The sequence below is a fragment of the Paraburkholderia sp. BR10937 genome (assembly GCF_040965695.1).
Lineage (GTDB): Bacteria > Pseudomonadota > Gammaproteobacteria > Burkholderiales > Burkholderiaceae > Paraburkholderia.
The window spans coordinates 1-17,787 of the sequence record NZ_JBFRCL010000077.1 but is presented as its reverse complement, the minus strand read 5'-3'; the positions used below and the strand labels follow the sequence as shown (position 1 = coordinate 17,787).

Genomic DNA, 17,787 nt, shown 5'->3' with positions numbered 1-17,787 from the left:
TCGCTTGTTGTTGTCATGCGGGTTGATCGGCGGTGGCGAGCGGCGCGACGGCAAAGCCGTCTTCCGCGAACAGATGGCAGGCGCTCGCGTTCGCACGGAACTGCACGGTGTCGCCGCTACCCAGCCGGGCATCGCCGGGCGCCTTGGCGACGAGCACCGCCCCGCCCGGCTGCTCGAGATGCACATAGCTGTGCTCGCCGAGCTCCTCGACCAGCGTGATGGCGCGCGCAATCGTCAAGGCATCCTGAGCATCGCTCGAGGTGCGCGAGGCTATGCCATCCGCCACCAGCTCGAGATGCTCGGGACGCACGCCGAACGTAACCGCCGCGCCCACGGCGAGCCGCGCGCCCTGCACCGGCAGCCGCACGGTTTCGCCGCTTTCGTCGAGCGTGACGCTCACGCCGTTCGCCTCGATGGCGGCCACGCGCGCCGGCAGAAAGTTCATGCGCGGCGAGCCGATGAAGCCCGCCACGAAACGGCTCGCGGGCCGATGATAAAGCTCGAGCGGCGCGCCCACCTGGGCGATGCTGCCGTACCGTTCGGTATCCTTACCGCTATGCAGCAGGACGATCTTGTCGGCGAGCGTCATCGCCTCGATCTGGTCGTGCGTCACGTACACCACGCTCGCCTCTTCGAACTGGCGATGCAGGCGCGCGATCTCGATACGCGTCTGGCCGCGCAAGGTGGCATCGAGATTGGAAAGCGGCTCGTCGAACAGGAACACGCCGGGCTCGCGCACGATCGCACGGCCAATCGCCACGCGCTGCCGCTGGCCGCCCGAAAGCGCCTTGGGGTGACGCTCGAGCAGCGCCTCGAGCTGCAGAATGCGTGCGGCTTCGCGCACCTTGCGATCGATCTCGGCCTTCGGCGTTTTTGCGAGCTTGAGGCCGAACGCCATGTTCTCGTACACGGTCATGTGCGGGAACAGCGCGTAGCTCTGGAACACCATGGCCACGCCGCGTTGCGCGGCTGGCACGTCGTTCACGAGCTTGCCGCCGATCGAAATATCGCCGTCGGTCACGTCCTCCAGGCCCGCGATCATGCGCAGCAGCGTGGACTTGCCGCAGCCCGAAGGGCCGAGGAATACACAGAACTCGTTTCTGCCGATCTCCAGATCGACGTTGCGAATCACCGGCGCATTCTCGCCGTATGCCTTCTGAACGCCGCGCAACGAAATGCTCGCCATCGTCCCGTCTCCATGTTCTAATCAGCACGAAACGGAGATTAAGCGCTTAATCAGCAGCCCATAAAAGAGCGATCGCTGATGCGATCTGGCTGCCTTGTCTCCGATATTCGCTTTGATTGTCGGGCCAATGTTGCAGTGCCCGTCACGATCATGCAAATGTTGAATCGCCTTCCCATATTTTGAGATGGACGTTTGAGAACCCATGCCGACCCTGAACGAAGTCGCGCGCCGCGCCGGCGTCACGCCGGCCACCGTCTCGAACGTCCTGCGCGGGCGCGGACGCGTGGGCGAAGCCACGCGTCAACGCGTGCTCGAAGCGGTCCAGGCGCTCGGCTATCGCCCGCATTTGTCGGCCCGCGCGCTCGCTGAAGGGCGGCCGCCCACCATCGCGCTCATGGTGTCGAGCATCGCGAACCCGTTCTATCCGGAGTTCGCGCTCGCCGTGGAGAATGCGCTGCGGCGCAGCGGGCGCTTCCTCATCATCTGCAATACGGATGGCGACCCGCAAACGGGCCGCGCCTACCTCGAACAGATTGCGGGCACGCTCTCCGCGGGCGTGCTCGTGATGAACGCCAATCTCGACTTTGCCGACCTGCGCGCCACCGTGCGGCGCGGCGCGCCGGTCGTGCTGTGCATGTGGGAGCGGCCGCTCGACCCGCCGGGCCTGCCGTGCGTGGCTGTGGACTTTCGGCGCGCGGGGGAGCTTGCCGCGCAGCATTTGCTGACGCTTGGGCATCGGCGCATCGGCGCGATCGTCGGCAGCAAGGTTTCGGGCATTCACGCGGCGCGCTATGACGGCTTCGTCGCGGCCATGCAGGCCGCCGGGCTCGACGGCGCGGGCGCGCCCGTACGCTACGCGCCGGATACGACGCAAGGCGGCTACGCAGCCACGAGCGAGTTGCTGGCGCGGCACCCCGACCTCACCGCGATCTTCGCGACCAACGACCTGCCCGCGCTCGGCGCGATGCAGGCCGCCGCCGATCTCGGGCTCGACGTGCCGCGCGAGCTTTCCGTGGTCGGCATCACCGATATTCAGCTGGCGCGCGAGTCACGGCCCGCGCTCACGACCGTTGCGGTCGCAACGACCGAGGCGGCGGAGCTGGCCGTCGAGCTGCTCACGGAACTGGTCGAAGCGCCGGATTCGGCCGCCGGCGCGACGGCGCGCGTATGCGTGGTCCCGGCGCCGCGGCTGGTCGTGCGGGCTTCGACGGCGGCGCCGCGAGCGAAAGGCTAACGAAAGAATTCGCATGGCAAGTCCCACCCAGCGCAAAGAACCCATACGCAAACGTTAAGGTTCCCTCCAAACCATCCGTTAAACACGATGGCGCTGCACCTGTGCACCGCCGCGAAAAATACAAATCGAAGATGGCTGGAGAAAAACGAACGTGAAGCGAACAACGTTGAATCAGAAAGCCTGGGGCATCGTCGGGCTGCTATGGATCTCGCTCGTCGTGCTGGTGGTGGCCAACGCCTTCATGACGCGCTCGGGGATGGTGACGGACCGCAAGACCCTGGTCGAGCAGGAGACGCAAACCGCCTTGGGCGTGGTCTCGTACTACCAGAAGGAAGCCGCCGCCGGCCACCTGAGCGCAGACGACGCGAAGCGCCTCGCCATCGCCACGCTGCGCGGCACGCGCTACGGCGGCGACCAGAGCGGCTACTTCGGCATTTACGACAGCAACGCCGTGGCGCTGCTCGTGCCGCCCAAGCCGGAGATGGAAGGCAAGAGCCAGGCGAACATGACGGACCCGCGCGGCACGCATGTGGCGCTCGAGATCGTCAAAAGCTCGTCCACGGGCGGCGACGGCTACAGCAGCTACTGGTGGCCGAAGCCGGGCAAGAGCGCGCCGGTCGAAAAGATCACGTATTCCGCCCTCGTGCCGGGCTGGGACTGGCACATCTTCACCGGCATCTACACCGACGACATCGACGACGCCTTCCGCAGCGCGCTGATCAGCAACCTCCTGCTCGTGACGGTGATCGGCACGGCCGTGACGCTCGGCCTCATGTGGCTCATCGGCACGATCCGCCGCAGCCTGGGCGGCGAGCCGGACTACGCCTCGCAGATCTGCCAGCGCATCGCCGAAGGCGATCTCACGGCCCATGTGAATCTCGCGCCCGGCGACCAGCACAGCCTGCTCCATTCGATGCAGCAGATGCAGCGCCAGCTGGTCGAAACCGTGCAGCGCATCCAGACCTCGGCCGAATCGATCACGACGGGCGCCAAGGAAATCGCGGCGGGCAACCTGGACCTTTCCTCGCGTACCGAAGAGCAGGCCGCCTCGCTCGAGGAAACGGCCGCCAGCATCGAAGAGCTCACGACCACGGTCAAGCACAACACCGACAACGCGCGCCAGGGCAACACGCTCGCGGTGAACGCATCGGAAGTCGCCGCGCGCGGCGGCGAGGTCGTGCGCCGCGTGGTCGAAACGATGAACGAGATTTCGAGCAGCTCGCAGCGCGTGGAGCAGATCATCGGCGTGATCGACGGCATCGCCTTCCAGACCAACATCCTCGCGCTCAACGCGGCCGTGGAAGCCGCGCGCGCCGGCGACCAGGGCCGCGGCTTCGCCGTCGTGGCGGGCGAAGTGCGCAGCCTCGCACAGCGCAGCGCGACCGCCGCCAAGGAGATCAAGGACCTGATCGGGCAGTCGGTGGCGCAGGTGTCGGAAGGCACGAAGCTCGTCGACGAAGCGGGTAAGACCATCGACGAGGTGGTGATTTCGGCGCGCCGCGTGGCCGACCTGATGGGCGAAATCGCGGCGGCTTCCGAGGAGCAGCACACCGGCATCGAGCAGGTGAACCGCGCCGTCGCCCAGATGGACGAAGTGACGCAGCAGAATGCGGCGCTCGTGGAGGAAGCATCGGCCGCGGCGCAGTCGATGGCGGCGCAGTCGAACGGCTTGCGCGACGTCGTGACGGTGTTCCGGGTCGGGGCGCAGGCAGAGTCGGCGGTTGCGTCGGCGGTGGCAGCGCCCGCCCAACGCGCGCGTGCCGTGCGCCCGGCTGCACCGCTCAAGCGCCCTGCCCCCGCGAAGGCCACGCAAACCACGCCGGCCCGCAAGGCCGCGAACCCAGCGCCCGCAGTCACGGCAAAGGCGGCTGCCGCCAGCCCCGTGGCCACCGCCTCCAACGAAGCGGCAGACTGGGAAACGTTCTAATCGCGGGTCAGGAAGTCATCACGCAAGGCGCCCGCCCCCAGCGGGCGCGCCTTGCGCCGCCCGCCACGCGGCAAACGTGATCAACCCGGGCGCAAGACCCGGATCGCCGATACGCGTCCAGCTCGTATGCGTGTCGTCGAGTCCCGCCACCGGCTGCGGCGTGGCGAACTCCACGCGCGACATGCCGGGCCGATACGCCTCGTTCGGCCAGTAAACCGGCATGACGCGGCGCGCCGCCATTTCCTCGCGCAACGTTTCGGGGCCGCCTTCGTCGGTCACGACATCGCATTGCGCCGCCCAGTCGTGACTGTCCCACGCGAGAAATACGCCGGCGTTGCCTTCGGCGTCGAAGGTGAGCACGGCGTTCTGCTCGGGGCGCCAGTAGTACTCGACGATGCGCTCGCGCAGCGCGACTTCGTGCAGCAGGTCGGCGATGCGCCGGTTCGCATAGATCGCGCCCACGCCATGCACGCCGATATGGCCGCGCCGCGCGCAGAACTTGCGCTTGGCGTCGTCGATCGCGCCGCGCAGCTTGCGGGTCATGGCGGGATCGGACTTCTTCACGTAGAAGTCGATCAGCCCCGCGTTGAACGCCTCCACCGCGTGTGATTCGTCGGCCGTGGCCGTGAGCAGGATGCGCGTGCACGCCACGTCCTTCGCGGCGGCCAGGAAGTCGACGCCGGTCATCTCCGGCATTTCGTAGTCCACGACGAGCGCGGCGATATCGCCAAAGCGCGCCGCGTCGGTCATCACGTCCTCGCCCAGCGCGTTGCCGCCGCGCTTCTCGAACTCCGACCATGCCGCGCCCGCAGCGGGATTGCGCGCACTCTGCCGCGCCTCGTGCGAAGCGACGAAGGCCAGCGCCTCTCTCGCACTCGTGAAGTAGCGGTCCGTGCCCGCGCCCGGAAAGAGGCCGCGCAGCGCGTAGAGGAAGTCGGGGCTGTCGTCGAGAAAAACGACGGAGACGGGATGGTAAACCGGCTGTCTGACGATGGAACTCATGCTGGATCTCGGTAAGCGCGCTTCGCCTCATGCGGCGCACCCGACACCCGGATCTGCACCGCGAGGAAAACATGTGGATTATGCGGCGTCTCGCCTGGACACAGCAACCCGAAGCCGCAGGTGCGCGGTCAATCAAACACGCGCAAACGTTATCGCACCCAGCGTGCATGAAGCGGTTTGCGTATGTGGGGAGCACGGTTTTGGATGAAGAGGAACACGAAGAGAATGGTGCATGCCTCCCTTTCTCCGGAGGCACGCGCGGCTGCCGCCTGCAGCCCCTATCTGGAGTCACTCTGATGTACGCACGCGAATCCATTCCCGCCTTCCTGTCCCGTGGCACCGCCGGATTCTCCGACGAAATCATGGAAGCTACGCCGACCAAAACGTTCCATCACGTCATCGACATCTACCTGAAGGACTCGAACGCGTTCATGAACACGTATTTCGCCCGCTATTTCGAATGGCAGGGCATTTGCCGCGAACGCTGGTTTCACGAGTGCATTCACAACAATCTGCTCGCCTCGGGCGGCGTGTTCGTCACCAAGCGCGCACACCAGGAATACGTGCAGGAAACCTTTCCGTTCCAGCGCGTGGATTGCTACCTCAACACCTTCCAGGTGCGTCAGTGCTCCGCGTATCTCGTGTTCCGCTTTTGCGTGGACGGGCGGCCCGTTTCGCTCGGCTATCAGCAGATTCTCTTTGCCGGCACCGACAAGCGCATTCGCCGCTTTCCGCCCGGCATCATCGAGCGCGTGAAGGAATACGAACTGGTCCTGCCTTCGGGTTCGAACTGAGCGGATTGAACCCGGCTATCTGAACTAGCCCGCGAAATCCTGCCCCGCCGGAAAGCGGCGGGGCTTCGCCGGTGCGTCGTGCAGCGCGCGGTCGGCACTCGTGCCGGGCTCGGGCAGGCGGATCGTGAAGGTGGTGTGCACGTGCGGCTCGGACTCGCAGGCGATCGTGCCGCCCAGCGCCTCGGCCACGCGGCGGCAGAACGTGAGGCCCATGCCGGCGCCGCGCCCATGCGCCTTGGTCGAATAGAACGGATCGAACACGCGCGGCAGGACATCGGCGGGAATGCCGCAGCCGTTGTCGATGAAGCGCAGCACGCAAAAGCCCGCTTCGCTCGTCGCGCCGATCTGAACGCGGCCCACGTAGTCGCTCACCCTGTCGATTCTTTCGGCCATTTCCGCGTGAATCGCGAAGAGCGCGTTCTTGAGCAGATTGAACAGCACGAACACGACGAGCGAATCCGAACCCGAGAAACTCAGCTGCGCGTCGATGGGCGCCACCTCCACCATGTCGCGCTCGCCAGTGCGGAATGGAAAGCGCTCGAGCGCGGCATTCACGCAGGAGCGCACCGGGTAGGTCTCGAAGCTGCGGCGGTCGAGCCGGTCGAGCGTGAACGAAGCCAGCGACATTTCCACCACCGTGCTCGTGCTGTCCACCTGGCGGCGTATCGAGGTGGCGAGCGAGGACAGGCGCTCCGACTGCCCGGGATAGAGTCCGTCCACGCACAACTGGTGCTGCACGGCGAGCTGGTAGCCGCGCATGAGTTCGGGCAGCACGTTGCCGATTTCCTCTGCATGCATGCCGATGGCCGCGAGCGGCGTGGCGACCTCATGCGCCACAGTGGCCGCGATGAGGTACGGGCGCATGAGGCCGTAGCGCACGATCGTGACCGCGAGAATGCCAAGGCTGATCGCGATGAACACGGCGCCCACCGGATAGAACGCGAGCCCGTAATTCACGGCGTAGTCGGTGGCGGCGAGCGCGTACAGGCCGAGGCTCACGAAGCACAGGTCGAGCAGCTTGCGGCGGTCGTGCGCGTGCGTCTGGCCGCGCGCGGCGTACAGCAGCCAGGCGCTGCGGCACGCGAGCAGCACGGTCTGCGCCACGTGCACGGGATGCAGCATGCCCGCCTTCGGATACTTGCCGAAGAAGAACGTGCCGTAGCCGTCCACGACGGCATCGCTCAGCAGCAGCAGCGCCGCGAGCAGCACGCTGAGCAGGTACGAGGCGATCAGGAGCGGGCGTTCGCCGCGCCGGGCGCTCACTTCGGTCACGAAGTGATAGAACGTGGTGGGCAGAAACAGGATGAAGAAGTAGCCGACCTTGACGAGCACGGCGGACAGCTCGGGATCGGACGTCTGGAACAGAAACGCCCAGGTGCCCTGCCAGAAGAACGTGGTCGCGCACATCAGGGCGAACGGCACCGAGAGGCGCGTGAAGCCCTCAGTCAGGAGCACGTAGACGCCGAATCCGAGAAATAATGCGGACACGAACGCTGGCAGGATCGAATACATAGTCTGTCGCGTGGGTTCTTGTTCTTACCGACCTGGTTGGCGCGGCGCGTTCCCTGCAGCGTTCCCCGTGCGCCCGATGTGCGATTCGCGGGCCGGATCTCGCCGCCCGATGCAGGGCGCATGAAATGCGCGCCGATCGAATCGATTTTGCCGATTATCGCCGCTAATCCCTCGTTGCGGCGAAATTTTGCCGCTATCGGCGACGCCGCCATGTGCCACGAATCCGTCATGGCCCAAATTCGGTCGAATTGGCAGAAAACCACGCCATCCGTCGATTGAGGACAACCCTGGCGCCGCCCAGAATAGAGGTCATCATCCACCCCGACGGAGCACCCAGATGACCCCGACCCTTGCCGATGTCGCCATCCCCGACAGCAAGCTCGCCCGCGAAATCACCGAACTCGTGCGCGACACCGAATCGCCGCTGCTGTTCCATCATTCGAGTCGCGTCTATTATTTCGGCGCCCTGGCCGGGCGCAGGCTCGGCCTGAAGTTCGATCGCGAACTGCTCTACGCCGGTGCAATGTTTCATGACATGGGCCTCACGCACGCGCACAGCAGCGAGCACGAGCGCTTCGAAGTGGACGGCGCGAATGCCGCGCGCGATTTCCTGCGCGGCCACGGCATCTCGCAGCACGACATCGACCTCGTGTGGACCGCCATCGCGCTGCATACGACGCCGGGCATCCCGCAGCACATGCATCCGGTGATCGCGCTCGTCACCGCGGGCGTCGAAATGGACGTGCTCGGCATTGCCTACGACCGCTTCAGCGACACCGAGCGCGAGGCCGTGGTCCACGCGCACCCGCGCAGCGAGCACTTCAAGGAGGACATCATCCAGACCTTCCATGACGGCATCAAACACAAGCCCGCCACCACGTTCGGCAACGTCAAGGCCGACGTGCTCGCGGACAAGGACCCGCACTTCCATGCCGGCAACTTCTGCAGCGTGATCCGCCATTCGGCCTGGCGCGGGTGAGTGACTCCGGAGGCGATCCGGGACATCTGACGCGGCATGCGGCGCGATTCTGACAGGCGATGCTATGCTCATCGCGATGCCCGCAAACGCGCTGCCGGGCCACGCCGCAACGCGATGCGCGCGTCCAGTCGCAGTCCCCGGGGGCTTCATGCAGCACACGCCAGGCCGCACGCGGCCGCACGGCTTCTCCAGCATGGTCATGAAACGCCCGCACCTCGTCGTGACGGTGTGCTTTCTTGTGGCGATGGCGCTGGTGAGCGGCGTGGGCCTGCGCCAGCTGTACCAGATGACGCGCTACGACCTCCATAGCCGCCAGCGCGACCTCGAGGTGCGCGCCGTGGGCGTGGACGCGCTGATCTCCGCGGAGCGCCGGCGCCTGCTGTTCCTGCGCGACTATGCGGAACGCATCCTCGAATCGCCGAGCCAGCAGCGCGCCGGCTTGCAGAATCCGAAGGCGCAGGCCGCGCTGCGCGACAGCGGCGCGCTGCAATGGACGGCTCCCGGCGCGATGGATGGACCGCTCGTGTTCGGCACCAATGCGCAAGGGCTCGCGGGCATCGAGGGGTTTCACCGCGACGCCGCCACGCTGCCCGCCGACATCGTGCTCGCGCGCGCGATCAGCCCGCTTCTTGCGATCAGCCAGCACGCCGACGCGGTGCAAAGCACGGTTGCGTACATCTCGGCCAACGGCCTGTACGTGCTCTCGCCCGAACGCCCCGACGCGCACGCGCCCGACCTGTTGCGGCGCTTCAGCACCATGCCCTACTACCGCCTGCATGTCACGGGCCAGAATCGGGGGCGCGATATCGTCTGGACTCCGATCTATACCGAGTCGAAAAAGAGCGAGGCGATCGCCACGCTCAGCGCGCCCGTCTACGCGAACGGCCAGTTTCGCGGCGCCGTGGTGATGGACGTCGCGCCCTCGCGCCTGCTCTCGCTCCAGCTCGCCACCTCGAACCTGACCGACGACGAGGCGCCTGCCGAGTTCGGCCTCCTGAACAGCAACGGCGACCTCGTCTATTTCGTCAATGGCGAGATCACGGCGCGGCGTCCCGCGCGGTTCGATCCGCATCTGCTCGACGTGGCGCGCGCGTCGGCGACGGCATGGATGAAGCGCGGCAAGGGTTACGCCGTACGCTCGGGCCGCTACCTGCTGTTCCAGCACGTGGGCGAGACGCACTGGATGCTGCTCGCGGACACGGACGACTCGGAACTCACGCTCGCGGCCGCTCGCCGCGTGTTCAACAGCCCGCTGATCGTCGCCTGGCTGGCCATCGCGGTGCTGCTCGTCGGCACGCTGCGCATCGTCAAGCACATATTCGGCCAGTACGTCGAGGCGAGTACGCGGCTCGAAACGCTCGCGCGCAGCGATCCGCTCACCGGCCTCGCGAACCGGCGGCGCTTCCAGGAAGCGTTCGACGAGACGCTGGAGCGCGCCGCCCGCGAAGGCGGTGAAGCGGCGACGCCCGCCGTCGCGATGCTGATGCTCGATATCGACTACTTCAAGCGCGTGAACGACCGCTTCGGCCACGCGGCGGGCGACCGCGTGCTGGTGATCTTTGCGGAGATCCTGCGCAACAACCTGCGCAGCGCGGAAATGCCCGCGCGCGTGGGCGGCGAGGAGTTCGCGGCGCTGCTGCCCGGCGCGGATCTCGCCACGGCGGCGGGTGTGGCCGAACGCATCCGCCGCGCGGTCGAAGCGCACGCCGCGGATGCGGCGCATGGCGCCGGCGCGCCGGGCGAGGCCGTGAACCCCGATGCGATTGCGTTCACCGTCTCGATTGGCGTAGCGGCCAGTCCCGCCGACTGCCCCGCCCATTACGAAGCGCTCATGCAGGTCGCCGACCGGCGGCTCTACGCCGCAAAGGAAGGCGGTCGCAATCGTGTCGTTGCAGAGGATTCCCGATCGATCGATGCCGCCCGCGCCTGACCTGCGCTTGACGCCCGCTGGCCGTTCTCATGCGTCACGCATGAGCGGGGGCGCCGGCGGCCACGGCGATTGCGCTCGCGCGCCGGACAGCAACGCGTCGCCGCCAGCGGAAAGACGCTACCATCGGCAGCGGCGATCGACGAAGGCCGCGCGCCGCCTTCGTTCGCGACGCCGGAGCCCGACCGTACACCATGAGCAGCCGACTCACCGCCCTGACGACGTTCTGTGTCGTGGCGTTCGCCGTCATGGCAACGCTCACGGCCGCGGTGTACGCGTCGGATGCCGTGTTCGAACGCCAGCAGCGCCGGCACGTGGACGTCTTTTCGCATCGCGCGCTGCTGCGCGCCGACCTGGTGACCGCCGAAGCCGAGTCCGCCCTGCGCGAGCTGATGTCATACTCCGACGCGCCGTGCACGAGCGAGCACACGCAGCGCCTGCGGCATGTCGAGGAACAGTATCGATACATTCGCGAAGTCGCCACGACCGATGGCGTACGGCTGCACTGCAGTTCGCAACGCGGCACCATCGATACCGCGTTGCCGCCGCCCGAATGGACCTATGCCCAAAGCTTCACCGCCTGGCATACCGAAGTCGGCAGGCCCGGCACTGAGCGGCGCATGCTCAACATGCGCCTCGGCAATCACGTCGTGGTGATCGATCCGCGCTTCTACCTCGATATCGTGCCGCTCGACGACACCATCGAGCTGACCGTGCTCGAAACGCAGGACGGCGCCGTGATTTCAAGCTGGACGAACACCGACCATGCCCTCGTACGCGCAGCGCTGCAGCGCACCAGCGGGAGCCCGTATTTCGAGGGACGCTATTACGTCGTCGAGCGCTCGCAGCGCTACCCCATCGCGGTGGTCGCGTACGAGCCCGAGGAACGCATGCGCCGCAACCTGTCCGCGCAACTGAGGACCATGATCCCGCCCGCGCTCGTCCTGAGCGCGATCGGCACGTGGCTCGTCCTGCGCTGGCGCCGCAAGCTGCGCACGCCGCGCAACGCGATGCTGCAGGGCATCCGGCGGCGCCAGTTCGTGGCGTGGCTGCAGCCGCTCGTCTCGCTGGAGAGCGGGCGCTGCGTCGGCGCGGAAGCGCTCGTGCGCTGGAAGCTCGAAGACGGCACCATCGTCGCGCCGGACACCTTCATTCCCATGGCGGAATCGCTCGGTCTCGCCGAGCCCATCACCGATCAGGTCATACGTTCCGTGTTCGAGGGCGTGGGCGCCGTGCTCGCGCGTCGCCGCGATCTGCACGTCTCGCTCAACCTTGCCGGCAAGGATCTCGCCGGCACACGCGTGCTCGAAACCCTCAAGGCGAACCTCGCGAAATATGCCGTGCGCGCCGAACAAATCTGGTTCGAAGCGATCGAGCGCACGCTCATGGATACGGCCAGCTCCGCGCCCGTTCTCGAAGCATTTCGCGCGGCCGGCCACCGCATTTTCATCGACGATTTCGGCACGGGGTATTCGAGTCTCTCGTATCTGCAAGACTTGCCGGTGGACGGCATCAAGATCGACCGCGCGTTCATCCGCTCGCTGGCGAGCGGCGAGGAAATGAACAAGATCGTGCCGCACATCATCGAAATGGCGCGCAGCCTCGACCTGCTGATGGTCGCCGAGGGCGTGGAAACCGAGGCGCAGGCGCAGTATCTGCGCGAGCACGGCGTGCAGTTCGCGCAGGGCTGGCTCTATGCGAAGGCCATGCCCGCCGACGAATTCCTGCGCTACCTGGAGCGTGAAGCGGCGCGCACGCGCGAGACGTGAGCGTGACGCACGCTCAGGCGAACGAACCCGGCGACGCGGCGTGCGGCAGCCCGCCGGGCAAGTCCGGGAATGCCACGCCGCCGGACCGCGCCGCGGCGGCCCTGCTGAGCACGGCGCTGTCGTAGCCGCGACCCGCAAAGCGCACGACATCGACGAGACTAAAGCCTTGTGCGCGATAGAACGCGATCAGGTGGGAGGCGGGAAACGGCGTGTCGAGCGCGAGCTGCGTGTAGCCGCGCGCAGCCGCCCACCGCCCCGCGAACGCGAGCAGCGCACGGCCGATACCGCGGCTTTGCCATTTTGGCTCGATGCCGAACTGATGGACCGAAGCCACGCTGCGCTGGCGATAATGTTCGCACTGCGAATGGCTGTCGTGACCTTCCACCGTGAGCGTACCGACGATCCTGCCATTGCAGATGGCGACGAAGCAGTCGCCAGCCAGCGCGCGTTCACGCGTGAGGCTCGCTGCCTGATCGGCACACGAGCAGTGCAATCCGAGCGACGCGAGCCGCGAGAACGCACGATGCAGCAAACGCGTGAGCGCTTCCCATGAGTCGTGGCGCGGATCGAAGCGCCTCAGCACGAGCCGGCCGAGGCCGGGATGCACGGAAGTGATCTGCTCATCCGGGCGCTGGGTTGCACGCGAGATCGACATGGCGTCTCCAGTCGTTTCGATGCCCCCAGTCTAGGGTTGGTCCGTAAGGGCCACAAGAAAAAATGTCGTAAAAACCGGCGCGGATGGTGTGAATCAGAGGCGTAAGCGCGCTAGCCTTGCGCTGCCATGCGCTCCACCACGGCGAGCACGATGCGCTTCGCCGAGTCGATATGCGCCATGGTCGAGGCGCGCGCGCTGCGGGCGTTGCGTGCCAGGCAGGCTTCCAGGATGGCCTCGTGTTCGTGCTGAAACGAGGGCGTATCGGCAAGCAGCGTAATCTGCAGCCGCTCGTAGCGCTCCACCTGCGCGCGCAGTTCGCGGATCGCCGCCAGTTGCCGGGCGTTGCCGCACGCGCCGTAAAGCAGTTCGTGAAACTCGCGGTTGAGTTCGCCCTGCTTCTGTGTGGTGAGCGCCTCGCCCAGCAGCCGGTGAACGAGTTCCGCGCGGGCGAGCGTTTCGGGGTCGAGGCGCTTGACGCCCTGAAAGACCGCGTCGCCTTCGAGCAGCGCGCGCAAGCCGTAGATTTCTTCCACGTCCTGCACCGTGAGCATGCGCACGACCGCGCCGCGATTGCGGAAAATCTCGACGAGCCCCTCGCGCGCGAGCCGCTGGATCGCTTCGCGCAGCGGAATGCGGCTCACCTCGAAACGCTCCGCGAGATCGCGCTCGACGAGGCGCTCGCCGCCGCCCAGTTCGCCGCTGACGATCAGGTCGCGCAAGCCGGACGCAACCGCGTCCGCCGTGGAGTCGAATTTTGTTTCCATGCGTGTCATGTCCGGTTCGCGTCCGGTTCTCATCTGAGCCATTTCGGCATAATGGTATACCAAAATGCCGATTGCGTTCATAATGACGTACCCCCTTTCGAACGGACGGAGAGTCAGCATGGCGCATGGCGAACACACCTACCGCGTTTCGGTGCAATGGACGGGCAATCGCGGCAGCGGCACCTCGGGCTATCGCGACTACGACCGCGATCACGTGATCCGCGCGAACGGCAAGCCGAACATTCCGGGCTCGTCGGATCCAGCCTTTCGCGGCGACGGTTCACGCTGGAACCCCGAAGATCTGCTCGTAGCCTCGGCTTCGGCGTGCCACAAGCTCTGGTATCTGCACCTGTGCGCCGAGGCGGGCATCGCGGTGCTCGCCTATGAAGACGAGGCCGAAGGCACGATGGCCGATACGCCGCAGCGCGGCGCCTTCACGAAGATCGTGCTGCGCCCGCACGTGACGATCCGCGCGAGCGACAACCGCAGTCTCGCGGAGCGGCTGCATCACGCGGCGCACGAGCAGTGCTATATCGCCAACTCGGTCAACTTCCCCATCGTTTGCGAGCCGACCATCGAACTGGCTGCGTAACGGCTCGCGAACCCCGAGTCCGCTCCGGCACTCCCGCGAGTGCCGGCAAACAGGTCTCGATCACAAATTCCCAAGCGAAACGATAGATAACGTCCTTACGTCCGATCGCCCCCGGCGAAGCCTGCCCAAATAACTCGTATGCGATTTAATCTTATGCGCTTGACAAGGGGAAATTTCTCGTCCATTATGCATCGCATGCGATTCGATCTTATACGACGCATATGGTCCAACCCTGAAATCCATCAAGGAGCGCAACATGGCAACGATCGACAAAGTGCTGTTCTCGGGCAGCACCCACACCACCATCAATCACGACCCCGCGGCCCAACGCGGTGAATTCGGCGTCGTCGACCTCGAACTGACGTCTTCAAGCGGCGAAACCCTCGACATCGTCGCGACCGAACCGCATCCGCGCGCCGAGCAGCTGTTCGCCGGCGCATGGTCGGCCTGCTACATCTCCGCGCTCGCCATCGCGGCCTCGCTGAAGAAGGTCGCCCTGCCGGAGCACGCTTCGGTCGACATTCAGGTCGACGTCGGCCAGACCGGCGCCGCCTGGTTCCTGGGCGCGCACTTCACGGTCACGCTGCCGGGCATCGAGCAAAACGTGGCCGAGGCCATCGCACGCAGCGCCCATCAGATCTGCCCGTACTCGAAGGCCGTGCACGGCAACATCGACGTGAGCCTCACTGTCGTCACCGCATAACCGGCAACCGCAATTCACGCTTTCAGCCAAATTCACTGCAATTCACATTCACCTAGCGAGATCCGATCATGAAGACCCAATTCATCGCCAAGCTCCTCATCGCCCTTTCCGTCAGCGCAGCCGCCCCCGCATTCGCCAGCGGCTACGGCCCGGCCCCGTCCTATCGGCCCGAAGTCGGCGCACCGGCATCGCAACGCGGTCAGAGCGTGCAAACGCTCGCGGCCGAGCGCGCCGAAAGCGGCACCGCAGCGACGGCGTACGGCGGCATGGCCGACGCCACCTCGGCCGCGGGCAGCCGCGTCTCGATGGAGCGAAACAGCCTCTTCGCCCACCATTGATTGCGCCACCGCGTCGTGGCTGTTTCGCCGGGCATCGCGATGGCGATGTACGGCGGAACCGGTGTCGGCCTACGATATAATCGCAAGCGATTTATTCAAGTTTGCGAGCCATTGAGGCCTTTGCCTGAAGAGGATGACCATGAAATCGACGGACCACCCGGCGCAGGGCGCCACGCCCGCGCCGCTCGCAGACTACCTTTGCTTCGCGGTCTACTCGACCAATCTGGCGTTCGGCAAGGCGTACAAGCCGATCCTCGACGAACTCGGGCTGACCTATCCGCAGTACATCGCGATCATCGCGCTCTGGGAGCAGGACAACCAGACGGTGAGCGGCCTGGGCGAGAAGCTGTTTCTCGAATCCAACACGCTGACGCCGATGCTGAAAAAGCTCGAAGCGATGGGATACGTGCAGCGGCGGCGCGATCCGGAAGATGAGCGCCAGGTGCGTGTGAGCCTGACCGCCAGCGGCCGGAAACTGCGCGAAAAGAGCCTGAAAATCGCGGATCTCGCCGATGCGACCGGGCTGGGCCACGACGAATTCATGAAGCTGCAAAGGGCGATCGTGAACCTGCGCGCCAATCTGATTCGTTCACTCGACACCGAATAGCCGTCGCAGCCGCGCCCACGGATTTTGCGGACCGGCTTCGATCATCAATAGTCAGGACTACGACAAATACCGTGGTTGAGGGAAGGTATACGCACATCCAGTGCATCCTGCTCGCCACGGTCCAACGTCACCATCAGGAATTGCTATGTCAACCGATCTTCATCCCACACCGCTTTCGCGCCGGCGCTTCATCGGCGCCGCTGCCATCACGCTTGCAGGCGCCGCAATGAGCCGCTTCGCCTTCGCGGAATCGAAGCCGTCGGCCGGCGGACTCACGCAGATCGCCGCCGGCGATCCGTCTTCGATTCGCCCGCTGCGCGTGCATGCCCCGGAAGCGGCGCTGACCGACCTGCGGCGGCGCATCGTCGCGACGCAATGGCCCGAGCGCGAAACGGTCGACGACGCCTCGCAAGGCGTGCAGCTCGCAACCATGCAACGGCTCGCCAGCTACTGGGCCACCGACTACGACTGGCGCAGGGTGGAAGCGCGGCTCAACTCGCTGCCGCAATACGTCACGGAAATCGACGGGCTCGATATTCACTTCATCCATGTGCGCTCGACGCACGAGAACGCGCTGCCGATCGTCGTCACGCACGGCTGGCCCGGCTCGATCATCGAGCAGCTGAAGATCATCGAACCGCTGACCAATCCGACCGCGCATGGCGGGAGCGCATCCGATGCGTTCCACGTCGTCATTCCTTCGCTGCCGGGCTACGGTTTCTCGGGCAAACCGACGAAGACCGGTTGGGACCCGCAGCGTGTCGCTCGCGCCTGGGTCGTGCTGATGGACCGGCTCGGCTACAAGCGCTACGCCGCGCAAGGAGGCGACTGGGGCAATGCCGTGACGGAACAGCTCGCGCTGCTCAAGCCGGCAGGACTCGTGGGCATTCATACCAACATGCCCGCGACCGTGCCCGACGCTGTCGCCAGATCGCTCAAGGACGGCACGCCGCCCCCGGCCGGGCTGTTGCCGGAAGAGCAGCACGCGTACGACCAGCTCGATTACTTTTACAAGCATGGTCTGGGCTACGCGCTCGAAATGGCGAACCGCCCGCAGACGCTCTACGCCATCCAGGATTCGCCGGTCGGCCTCGCTGCATGGATGCTCGACCACGACGCGAGCGGTCAGGCGATGATCGCGCGCGTGTTCGCGGGCCAGCCAGAAGGCCTGACTAAGGACGACGTGCTCGACAACGTCACGCTCTACTGGCTGACGAAGACGGCGGTCTCCTCCGCGCGCCTGTATTGGGAAAACAAGCTCAACTTTTTCGAGCCCAAGCATGTGGAGCTGCCGGTTGGCGTGAGCGTCTTCCCGGACGAGATCTACGCCGCGCCAAAGAGCTGGACGGAACGCGCCTACCCCAGGCTGATTCACTACAATCGCCTTCCGAAAGGCGGCCATTTCGCCGCATGGGAGCAGCCTGCCGCGTTCACGGAAGAAGTCCGCGCGACCTTCAGGACGCTGCGTCAGCCGGCCTGACGCAATGCCGCACGCGTGAGCTTTCGGGTGTCCGACGATTTTATCAAGGACTCCGAAGGCTCGCGCCATCGCCAGCGGCAAAAGCCTCGGAGCGCCTGTGCGACGGACTGATACAGCGGCCGCCCCATCTCCCAAATACTGCACAACGCGGGACCGCAAGGATTGCTCAATGGGAAAAAACGGCGCAAATTCCGGTAATGCCGTTCAGTTAAGCCTGAACGGCATTGTTGTTTTGATGGCGAGAAGGTGTTGTAAACGACGCGCCGAGCTGTTAACTTTTCGGCGCGATGCTTTCCAGTCACCTGACCTTTCTGCTCG

General features: G+C 65.7%; 17 protein-coding genes. 12 read left to right on the top strand and 5 right to left on the bottom strand.

Features of this window, described 5'->3' with window-relative positions; translation table 11 throughout:
* Positions 1-13 precede the first annotated feature (13 nt).
* On the bottom strand, positions 14-1,186 hold the full coding sequence (locus AB4Y44_RS37980; protein ID WP_342922129.1) for a sn-glycerol-3-phosphate ABC transporter ATP-binding protein UgpC: 1,173 nt from the start codon (positions 1,184-1,186) through the stop codon (positions 14-16).
* 202 nt (positions 1,187-1,388) lie between these two features.
* Between AB4Y44_RS37980 and AB4Y44_RS37975 the strand changes: the two genes are divergently transcribed.
* Together AB4Y44_RS37975 and AB4Y44_RS37970 are read left to right on the top strand one after the other, a co-directional pair.
* Positions 1,389-2,420 (top strand): LacI family DNA-binding transcriptional regulator, encoded by a 1,032-nt coding sequence (locus AB4Y44_RS37975; RefSeq protein WP_368702379.1) that lies wholly within the window; start codon positions 1,389-1,391, stop codon positions 2,418-2,420.
* A 166-nt stretch (positions 2,421-2,586) separates the two neighbouring features.
* A complete protein-coding gene (locus AB4Y44_RS37970) occupies positions 2,587-4,347 on the top strand; it encodes a methyl-accepting chemotaxis protein (RefSeq protein ID WP_368702378.1) in 1,761 nt (586 codons plus the stop codon).
* A gap of 18 nt (positions 4,348-4,365) precedes the next feature.
* Here AB4Y44_RS37970 and AB4Y44_RS37965 read toward each other — a convergent pair whose 3' ends face one another.
* The gene (locus tag AB4Y44_RS37965) at positions 4,366-5,349 is read right to left on the bottom strand and encodes a response regulator (RefSeq protein ID WP_342922132.1); all 984 of its coding nucleotides are present in this window, start codon (positions 5,347-5,349) and stop codon (positions 4,366-4,368) included.
* Between the two features lie 296 nt (positions 5,350-5,645).
* Here AB4Y44_RS37965 and AB4Y44_RS37960 point away from each other — a divergent pair, with 296 nt between their 5' ends.
* The gene (locus AB4Y44_RS37960) at positions 5,646-6,143 is read left to right on the top strand and encodes a thioesterase family protein (RefSeq protein WP_342922133.1); all 498 of its coding nucleotides are present in this window, start codon (positions 5,646-5,648) and stop codon (positions 6,141-6,143) included.
* Between the two features lie 24 nt (positions 6,144-6,167).
* On the opposite strand, the gene AB4Y44_RS37955 is transcribed toward AB4Y44_RS37960, so the two are convergent.
* Positions 6,168-7,655 carry an ATP-binding protein gene (locus AB4Y44_RS37955; RefSeq protein WP_368702377.1) on the bottom strand — a complete coding sequence of 496 codons (1,488 nt, stop codon included), beginning with the start codon at positions 7,653-7,655 and terminating at the stop codon, positions 6,168-6,170.
* A gap of 18 nt (positions 7,656-7,673) precedes the next feature.
* Here AB4Y44_RS37955 and AB4Y44_RS37950 point away from each other — a divergent pair, with 18 nt between their 5' ends.
* The 4 genes from AB4Y44_RS37950 to AB4Y44_RS37935 all read left to right on the top strand — a co-directional run bounded on the left by AB4Y44_RS37950 (position 7,674) and on the right by AB4Y44_RS37935 (position 12,330).
* A complete protein-coding gene (locus tag AB4Y44_RS37950; RefSeq protein WP_368702376.1) occupies positions 7,674-7,934 on the top strand; it encodes a hypothetical protein in 261 nt (86 codons plus the stop codon).
* A 58-nt stretch (positions 7,935-7,992) separates the two neighbouring features.
* Complete coding sequence (locus tag AB4Y44_RS37945) at positions 7,993-8,634, top strand: HD domain-containing protein (RefSeq protein WP_368702375.1); 642 nt, start codon at positions 7,993-7,995, stop codon at positions 8,632-8,634.
* Between the two features lie 199 nt (positions 8,635-8,833).
* Positions 8,834-10,564, top strand: a complete 1,731-nt coding sequence (locus tag AB4Y44_RS37940) for a diguanylate cyclase (protein WP_368702374.1) — start codon at positions 8,834-8,836, stop codon at positions 10,562-10,564.
* Between the two features lie 191 nt (positions 10,565-10,755).
* On the top strand, positions 10,756-12,330 hold the full coding sequence (locus AB4Y44_RS37935; protein WP_368702373.1) for an EAL domain-containing protein: 1,575 nt from the start codon (positions 10,756-10,758) through the stop codon (positions 12,328-12,330).
* Positions 12,331-12,343: 13 nt separating this feature from the next.
* Here AB4Y44_RS37935 and AB4Y44_RS37930 read toward each other — a convergent pair whose 3' ends face one another.
* Both AB4Y44_RS37930 and AB4Y44_RS37925 read right to left on the bottom strand, forming a co-directional pair.
* Entirely contained in the window at positions 12,344-12,985 is a 642-nt protein-coding gene (locus AB4Y44_RS37930) for a GNAT family N-acetyltransferase (RefSeq protein ID WP_368702372.1), read from the bottom strand.
* Positions 12,986-13,095: 110 nt separating this feature from the next.
* On the bottom strand, positions 13,096-13,749 hold the full coding sequence (locus AB4Y44_RS37925) for a GntR family transcriptional regulator (RefSeq protein WP_368702371.1): 654 nt from the start codon (positions 13,747-13,749) through the stop codon (positions 13,096-13,098).
* Positions 13,750-13,867: 118 nt separating this feature from the next.
* Between AB4Y44_RS37925 and AB4Y44_RS37920 the strand changes: the two genes are divergently transcribed.
* The 5 genes from AB4Y44_RS37920 (at position 13,868) to AB4Y44_RS37900 (ending at position 17,469) form a co-directional block, all read left to right on the top strand.
* On the top strand, positions 13,868-14,341 hold the full coding sequence (locus AB4Y44_RS37920; RefSeq protein WP_342922141.1) for an OsmC family protein: 474 nt from the start codon (positions 13,868-13,870) through the stop codon (positions 14,339-14,341).
* Between the two features lie 256 nt (positions 14,342-14,597).
* Positions 14,598-15,044: an Ohr family peroxiredoxin gene (locus AB4Y44_RS37915; protein ID WP_368702370.1), complete on the top strand. Its 447-nt coding sequence runs from the start codon at positions 14,598-14,600 to the stop codon at positions 15,042-15,044.
* A 68-nt stretch (positions 15,045-15,112) separates the two neighbouring features.
* Positions 15,113-15,382 carry a hypothetical protein gene (locus AB4Y44_RS37910; protein ID WP_342922143.1) on the top strand — a complete coding sequence of 90 codons (270 nt, stop codon included), beginning with the start codon at positions 15,113-15,115 and terminating at the stop codon, positions 15,380-15,382.
* Between the two features lie 139 nt (positions 15,383-15,521).
* Complete coding sequence (locus AB4Y44_RS37905; RefSeq protein ID WP_368702369.1) at positions 15,522-15,989, top strand: MarR family winged helix-turn-helix transcriptional regulator; 468 nt, start codon at positions 15,522-15,524, stop codon at positions 15,987-15,989.
* A gap of 145 nt (positions 15,990-16,134) precedes the next feature.
* Positions 16,135-17,469 carry an epoxide hydrolase family protein gene (locus AB4Y44_RS37900; protein ID WP_368702368.1) on the top strand — a complete coding sequence of 445 codons (1,335 nt, stop codon included), beginning with the start codon at positions 16,135-16,137 and terminating at the stop codon, positions 17,467-17,469.
* Positions 17,470-17,787 lie beyond the last annotated feature (318 nt).